We start from the raw sequence: 7576 nt of genomic DNA on the forward strand, positions 1-7576 counted from the left end.
CAAAGCTCACGTCTTCGGGCAGCTTCTGCGGGCCGTCGGGCTTGGGCAGCAACATCCCCAGCACGTCACCGCGATCGTCGAGCACCGGACCACCCGCATCGCCGGGCTGGGCCTTGAGCGTCAGCCGAGTGAGGTTCTCTTCGCCCTGAAGACCGCGCAGGTCGGCCAGCGTGCCATATGTCATGGCCGCAGCACTCAGCACCCCCTGATAGGGATAGCCGGCCACGATCACCTCTGACTGCAGGCGCGGGACGGAGGTGCTGAATTCGGCCACCGAGAGGGGGGCGAGCGGTTTGCGTGGCTTCAACAGCGCAAGGCCCGTCGCCTGATCCGTGGCGATGACATCCGCCTCGGTATCATCGTCGAGAGTGAGGCGACCACAGGAACCCACCGCTTCGGCGGTTGTCGCCACGATGCCGGAGCCATCCACGAAAAAGCCGCTGCGCGCTACCTTGGGCTGGCGTATCTTCAGGCCCGCGACCAGATCGATGGCCTGATTTTCAGGGTTGCCGGCTGTCGGGTCCAGCACCCCCGGTACACGGGTGAAGCTCTTGGACATCTCGGCGATGACACGGCGGCGGCGGTCTTCGTCCCCGGCGGGCCAGACCAGCGTGAACCCCTTGATCTGGCCATTTTCAAGCGAGACCTGTGTCTGGCTCACGATGCTGCCGTTTTCGCCCACGAGTTCAAAGGAATTCCCGTCGCGGCTGCGCGGCCCTTCGGTGGGCACGATCTCCAGCGTTTGCATGATGTCGTAAAGGCCATAGAGCACATCCTGATCGCCGGGCTGACTGATCAGAAGGACCTGAACGCCCAGATTGCCGCTGCTGTCGTAGCGGGCGAAGGGCGGCTCATACCCGTCGAGCGCGACTTCGGCGCGGGGCATCACGATCTCGATGCCGGCGCGGTCGTCGCGCACGGGCCCCATGTCCAGCCCGTCGAGCACGGCGTTGTACTGCTTCAGAAGGGCGGCGCGCTGGCGGGTGGTAAGGATACCGGTCTGCGTATAGCCGTTGGCGTCCTGCCATGCGGCCATTGCGTTGCGGGTGCCTCGGCCGAATGCGCCGTCGATCCCTGCGTCGTAGAACCCTGCCCATTTGAGCGCGATCTGGATGTCCCGCCGCTCCTGCGGATCAAGCGCACGTTCTCCCTGCTGCGCCTCTGTCGGCGTCTCGTCGGCCGGGGGCTGGGGGGTGGCCTCCGTCACTTGGGTTTCTTCCGCCGTTTCCGCGGCCTGCGTCGTTTCGGTCGGCTCTGGCGTATCGACGCTGGCGGGCGGTTCGATCACGCCCCGGTTCAGCACGTTGGACCCCACGGGCCAGAACTGCTGCAGAAAGCGGTCCGACTGCTGGATGAAGCTGTCGCGCGGCACAAGGCCGTCGCGGCGATAGGTGCGCAGCACGATCCGGGCGTCATCCCGGCGGTAGGGGCCCACGGCAATGCCGTACCACCCGCTGCCGAGCGCGAAGCCGCTCACGTCTTCAAGTTCCGCCGCATAGGCGCGGGCGCGCTCGGTCGCCTCGGCAAGGCTGGGCTGTGCCTCGATCTGGACCCAGACGATATCGTCCGCCGACTGGGCGCGGGCATCCCCCGTGGCGGTCAGCAGGAAAAGGCAGAAACCGGCCAGAAGGGCCATACAAAAACGCATCATGGGGCGGCGAACTTTCGTAGTGACAGAATGCGGGCAGATAAACAGGAAACCGGTGCAAACGCCATGGCTGAAGCGTCGCGTTTCGTAACAATCGCGGAATTGACGCCCCCCGCTGGCGCTCGTAGTTAGATGGCGCATCGACGAAAGGAAGCCTCATGTCAGACGCGCCGGCCACGCCCCGCTCCTTCCAGGAGATCATCCTGCGCCTGCAGGCCTATTGGGCCGCCAAGGGATGCGCCGTGCTGCAGCCCTATGACATGGAGGTGGGTGCCGGCACCTTCCACCCGGCCACGACGCTGCGCTCGCTGGGCACGCAGCCCTGGGCCGCGGCCTATGTGCAGCCGTCGCGCAGGCCCACCGACGGGCGCTATGGCGAGAACCCGAACCGGCTTCAGCATTATTACCAGTACCAGGTGCTCATCAAACCCAGCCCGCCCGATCTTCAGGCGCTGTATCTGGGTTCGCTCGAAGCCATCGGCATCGACATGGCCCTGCATGATATCCGCTTCGTCGAGGACGACTGGGAAAGCCCGACGCTTGGCGCCTGGGGGCTGGGCTGGGAAGTCTGGTGCGATGGCATGGAAGTCAGCCAGTTCACCTATTTCCAGCAGGTCGGCGGCCACGACTGCCACCCGGTATCGGGCGAACTGACCTATGGGCTGGAGCGGCTGGCGATGTATGTTCTGGGCGTCGACCACGTGATGGACATGCCCTACAACGATCCCGACGCGCCCATCCCGCTCAGCTACGGCGATGTCTTCCGCCAGACGGAGGAGGAATACGCGCGCTGGAACTTCGATACCGCCGATACCGCGGTGCTGCTGCGCCACTTCGAGGAAGCGGAAGCGGAATGCCGCGCCATTCTGGACCAGCCTGCGGAAGACCCGAAAACCGGCAAGCGCATCGTCATGGCGCATCCCGCCTATGATCAGGCGATCAAGGCGAGCCATATCTTCAACCTGCTGGACGCGCGCGGCGTCATTTCCGTGACCGAACGGCAGGCCTATATCGGTCGGGTCAGGGCGCTGACCAAGATGTGCGCCGATGCCTTCGTGCAGACCAGGGCGGGCGGCTGGAGCGCCGATGCGGCGTGAGGGCGGCAGCCCCGCAGGCGTCGAAGACCCGCTAGGGAGGACCATATGAACGGCAAGATCATCGGTGTGGTGCTGCTTCTGTCCGGCCTCGTGGCGGGTATCGCCGTTTATTACCTGCAGGTGTACGGCTACTACGAAGAGGTCGCGGTGGACCCCGAGGGGCTGACGCTCGTGTCACAGGCCACGCAGGCACCGCAGGCCATCGCGGTGTCCGGCTATCGCGCGATTGACGCCGACAGCTCGCCCATCCGCTACCGCGCCTGTTTCACCACCGAAAGCGAACCTGCCGCGCTTGCGGAAAACTTCGTTACGATGGACGGCATCAAGCCGCGCAACGCCCCCGGCTGGTTCGATTGTTTCGATGCCCCCGCAATCGCGGCGGAACTGGATGCGGGAACGGCGCAAGCCTTTCTGTCGCGCAAGAACATCGATTACGGCGTCGACAGGGTCGTGGCGATCACCGAAGCCGGGCGCGGCTACGTCTGGCATGAGCTGAACGACTGCGGCCAGAAAAGCTATGACGGCACCGTCATCGGGGAAGAATGTCCGCCCCGCCCGGAAGAGTAAATCCGGACCCTTCGGGAACCAAAGCCGCGCTCAAACGCTGATGTTGCAACAACCAAGGGGGTGTCGCAGCAATGGCCGATGAAGCTCATACCGGACTGAAATGGATCATGCGCGCAGGATATGGCGCGCGAGGTTTCATCTATATCCTGTTGGGATACCTGACACTTCTTGCGGCCTTCACCTCCACCCAGGCCTCGGGCACGGGCGACGCGCTGGCGACATTGCGGGGCCAGCCGCTGGGCGTCGCGGCGCTCTGGGCGATCGGGCTGGGGCTGCTGGCCTATATGGTCTGGCGCGTGACCGCGGGCATCGCCGACGTCGAGGACCACGGAACCGACGGCAAGGGCCTTGTGGCGCGGACGGGGCAGGTGGTCACGGGTCTTATCCACGGCGGTATCGGCATTTCGGTCTTCGGCCTCGCCATGGGCGGTGGTTCCGGCGGAGGATCCGGCGGCGCGGCTGAGGACTGGACCCAGAAGCTGATGGCCATGCCAATGGGGCGTTATATCGTCGCGGCGGGCGCGCTGATCCTGCTCGGCGCCGGTATTTACTACGCCTACAAGGGCTATAGCGGAAAATACAAAGAGCATCTGTGCGCATCGCGTTCCACGCGCAAGGCGGAACCGCTGCTGAAAGGCGGGCTCATCGTTTACGGGATCCTCTTGGGGATCGTCGCCCTGTCACTCGGGTATGCGGCGCTGACCGCCGATCCGTCGCAGGCCGGTGGTCTGGGGCAGGCGCTGCACAGCATCCGCGAAGCGGCCTTCGGGCGCATCCTGCTGGGTATCGCGGGGCTGGGGCTGCTGGGCTTTGCGCTCTACAACTTCGTAGAGGCGAAATACCGCATCATCCCGCGCTTCGCCGGCCCCGAAGTGCGCTCCCTCGCCGACAGGGCGCTTTCCTGATCCGCCATAGGGGCCCATCGGTCGGCGGGGGCTGGACCCGCCCCGCCGTCCTCGCTATCCAACCCCCCGAACATGTGCCGCGCCGCGGCAAGACGAGGGGGCGGATGTGCCAGACCTGCTGATAGAGCTATTTTCCGAAGAGATCCCGGCCCGGATGCAGGCCCGCGCGGCTGCGGACCTGCGAAAACTTGTGACCGATGGCATGGTCGATGCAGGGCTGACCTATGCCCATGCCGCCGCTTTCGCCACGCCGCGCCGTCTGACGCTGGCGGTCGAGGGCATGTTGGAGGCCAGCCCCGCCACCGTGGAAGAGCGCAAGGGCCCCAAGGCGGATGCGCCGGAAAAGGCCATCGAAGGCTTCCTGCGGGGGGCGGGGCTTGACCGGGACCAGTTGGAAGAACGGGACACCCCCAAGGGGCGGGTCCTATATGCGCGCATCGAACGCCCGGGCCGCCCCGCAGCCGAGATTGTCGCGGAGGTGCTGGAACGGACCATCCGCAATTTCCCTTGGCCCAAGTCCATGCGCTGGGGTTCGGGCTCCCTGCGCTGGGTGCGGCCGCTCCATTCCATCCTCTGCATCATTACGGCAGAGGACGGCACAGCCGAGATCGTCCCGCTGGAGATCGACGGCATCGCGGCGGGCGACCGGACCGCGGGGCACCGTTTCATGGCACCCGACGGTTTCGCGGTCACGGGGTTCGAGGATTACGAACGCCGCCTGAAACGCGCCCATGTCGTGCTCAGCGCCGAAGACAGGGCCGAAACCATCTGGAACGACGCGACGAACATGGCCTTTGCCAGCGGCATGGAAGTGGTCGAGGATCGTGGCCTTCTGGCCGAGGTTGCGGGCCTCGTTGAATGGCCCGTGGTGCTGATGGGCCGGATCGGGGATGCGTTCCTCGATCTTCCGCCCGAGGTGCTGCAAACCTCCATGAAGGAGCATCAGAAGTTCTTTTCGGTGCGCAACCCCAAGACGGGCCGGATCGAACGGTTTGTCACGGTCGCGAACCGGGAAACTGCCGATGACGGCGCCACGATCCTAGCCGGGAACGAAAAGGTCCTTTCGGCCCGGCTGTCGGATGCGAAATTCTTCTGGGAAAATGACCTGCGCCAAGTCCACGCAGAGGGCTTTGAATCCATGGCCGCACCGCTGGCGGATGTAACCTTTCACAACAAGCTGGGCAGTCAGGCAGAACGGATCGCCCGTATCGCGATGCTGGCGCGCGAAATCGCGCCGCAGGTCGGCGCCGATGCGGAACGCGCGCAGCAGGCGGCAGGGATCGCCAAGGCGGACCTGTCGTCTGAAATGGTCTATGAATTCCCGGAATTACAAGGACTTATGGGCCGTTATTACGCCGAGGCCGCCGGCCTGCCGCAGGTGGTCGCGAACGCAGCGCAATACCATTACGCGCCGCTCGGCCCGTCGGACGATGTGCCAGCCGAACCCGTGACCATCGCCGTGGCACTGGCGGACAAGCTGGATACCTTGGCCGGGTTCTGGGCGATCGATGAAAAGCCCACCGGCTCAAAAGACCCCTTTGCGCTGCGGCGTGCGGCGTTGGGCGTGATCCGGCTGGTGTTGGGAAACGATCTGAAGCTCGCGCTCGCCTCCGAAGGCGGTCCGCTTGTCAAGGCGCGCGATGCCATTGCGACGGGCACGGGCGATGCCGCCGCGGATGTGGCCGACCTTCTGGGCTTTCTGCATGACCGGCTGAAAGTCTACCTGCGCGATCAGGGCATCCGCCATGATGTTATCGACGCCTGTATCGCCATGCCCGGGAACGATGATCTCGCGCTACTGGTCAAACGGGCCCGCGCCCTTTCCGAAGTGCTGGGGACGGACGATGGCGAAAACCTTCTGCAGGGCTTCAAGCGGGCCAACAATATCCTGACCCAGGCGGAGAGCGCGGACGGCGTGGAATATTCCTTCGGCGCCGACCCGAAGTTCGCTGAAAAGGACGAAGAACGCGCGTTGTTCTCTGCACTGGATACCGCCGAGGGCCAGATCGCGGCGGCACTGGAGCAGGAGGATTTCGCGGCGGCGATGCAGGCCATGGCGGCCCTGCGTGCGCCCATCGATGCCTTCTTCGAGGCGGTGCAGGTCAACGCGGACAACGCCACCGTGCGGCGCAATCGCCTCAACCTGTTGAGCCGCATTCGCACGATCTGCCTTGGTGTTGCGGATCTGACCCGGATAGAGGGCTGACAACGCCGCGTCTGCGGTAGGAGCGGGCCCCTTTTTCTTGCCTGCCCGGCAATCTGTCCTATGCTGCGCCGAAACCGAAAGGTGCTGCAGTGCAGAATGATTCAGATATCGTCCTTGTGACGCCCTCGGCGCCCATCGCCAACGATACTCATGGGGGCCGTGCCAAATGCCTTCAGCGGCTGGTGCGGCTGGATTTGCCTGTGCCGCCTACCGTGGCGCTGTCTTTCGATGCGGTGCACCGGATCGCGCAGGGGGACATGCCCGATATCGCCGCTGTTGTCGGGGCTTTTCCCAAGGGCGCGCTCATGTGTGTGCGCCCCTCCAGCCAGGATCCGGATTGGGGCGGGCCGGGGGCCGTGCTCAACATCGGCATGAACGATGCCTGTTTCGACCAGTTCCGCGAAAGCATCGGCGAAGGGCCCGCCGCCGCGCTCTATACGCGTTTCGTGCAATCCTATGCCGTGAACGTGGCCCGGCTCGATCCCGATATGTTCGACGAGGTGCAGGGCGACGGGCGCGATGCGCTGCGTGCCTCGCTGCAGGCCTATGAGGCAGAGACCGAAGAGGAATTTCCGCAGGACCGCGCTACGCAGCTGGCCGCCGTGCTGCGTTCGATGGCGCGCGCGTGGGAGGGGACCTCGGCCCGGCTGTTGCGGCAGGCCAAGGGCGCGCCTGCCGATGCCGGTCTGGGGCTGGTCGTCCAGCAGATGGTGTTCGGGGTGGGCACCGGGCAATGCGGATCGGGCGTGTTGCAACTGATCGACAGTGCCACCGGGCTGGCGCAGATCACGGGCCGCTACCTCAGCCAGTCGCAAGGTCGCGATGCGCTCGAAGGGGATGCCGCGGCGCTCTACCTCACGCGGGATCCGCGCGGCCCCTCGCTGGAGGAACTGGCCCCCGACGCCTTCGCGGAACTCAAGGAGGACGCCGCGCTGATGCGGCAGCGCCTGCGCGAAGAGATGCAGGTCGAATTCGTGATCGAGGATGGCAAGCTGCATATACTCGACGGGGTGCGCGTGGCGCGGTCTTCCCGTGCCGCGGTACGGATCGCCGTTGCCCTGGCGCAGGACGGGGTCATCACCCGCGAAGAGGCCGTGATGCGGGTACAGCCGCGCACGCTGACGGAGCTGTTGCACCGTCAGGTGTCACCCAC

At 65.4% G+C, this 7576-nt stretch carries 5 protein-coding genes and 1 pseudogene; 5 read left to right on the forward strand and 1 reads right to left on the reverse strand.

The window, feature by feature from the left end:
- A partial coding sequence (locus A3764_RS03015) for a serine protease (protein ID WP_067951149.1) occupies window positions 1–1651 on the reverse strand: 1651 nt, incomplete at its 3' end.
- A gap of 155 nt (window positions 1652–1806) precedes the next feature.
- On the opposite strand from A3764_RS03015, the gene A3764_RS03020 reads away from it, so the two are divergent.
- The 5 genes and pseudogenes from A3764_RS03020 to A3764_RS03040 all read left to right on the forward strand — a co-directional run.
- Complete coding sequence (locus tag A3764_RS03020; RefSeq protein ID WP_067928507.1) at window positions 1807–2745, forward strand: glycine--tRNA ligase subunit alpha; 939 nt, start codon at window positions 1807–1809, stop codon at window positions 2743–2745.
- 45 nt (window positions 2746–2790) lie between these two features.
- A complete protein-coding gene (locus A3764_RS03025) occupies window positions 2791–3312 on the forward strand; it encodes a DUF6446 family protein (RefSeq protein WP_067928505.1) in 522 nt (173 codons plus the stop codon).
- A 71-nt stretch (window positions 3313–3383) separates the two neighbouring features.
- Window positions 3384–4217: a DUF1206 domain-containing protein gene (locus A3764_RS03030; RefSeq protein WP_067928502.1), complete on the forward strand. Its 834-nt coding sequence runs from the start codon at window positions 3384–3386 to the stop codon at window positions 4215–4217.
- Between the two features lie 154 nt (window positions 4218–4371).
- Entirely contained in the window at window positions 4372–6423 is a 2052-nt protein-coding gene (glyS, locus tag A3764_RS03035) for a glycine--tRNA ligase subunit beta (RefSeq protein ID WP_443069111.1), read from the forward strand.
- Between the two features lie 89 nt (window positions 6424–6512).
- A pseudogene (locus A3764_RS03040) lies at window positions 6513–7576 on the forward strand (pyruvate, phosphate dikinase); the annotation flags it as partial.

The organism is Sulfitobacter sp. HI0129 (genome assembly GCF_001635395.1).
Taxonomy (GTDB): domain Bacteria; phylum Pseudomonadota; class Alphaproteobacteria; order Rhodobacterales; family Rhodobacteraceae; genus Sulfitobacter.

Bases quoted from the DNA above. Each gene is read 5' to 3' on its own strand.
- A3764_RS03020 (WP_067928507.1), top strand. From the start codon at position 1,807: ATGTCAGACGCGCCGGCCACGCCCCGCTCCTTCCAGGAGATCATCCTG.
- A3764_RS03030 (WP_067928502.1), top strand. From the start codon at position 3,384: ATGGCCGATGAAGCTCATACCGGACTGAAATGGATCATGCGCGCAGGA.
- A3764_RS03025 (WP_067928505.1), top strand. From the start codon at position 2,791: ATGAACGGCAAGATCATCGGTGTGGTGCTGCTTCTGTCCGGCCTCGTG.
- glyS (WP_443069111.1), top strand. From the start codon at position 4,372: ATGCAGGCCCGCGCGGCTGCGGACCTGCGAAAACTTGTGACCGATGGC.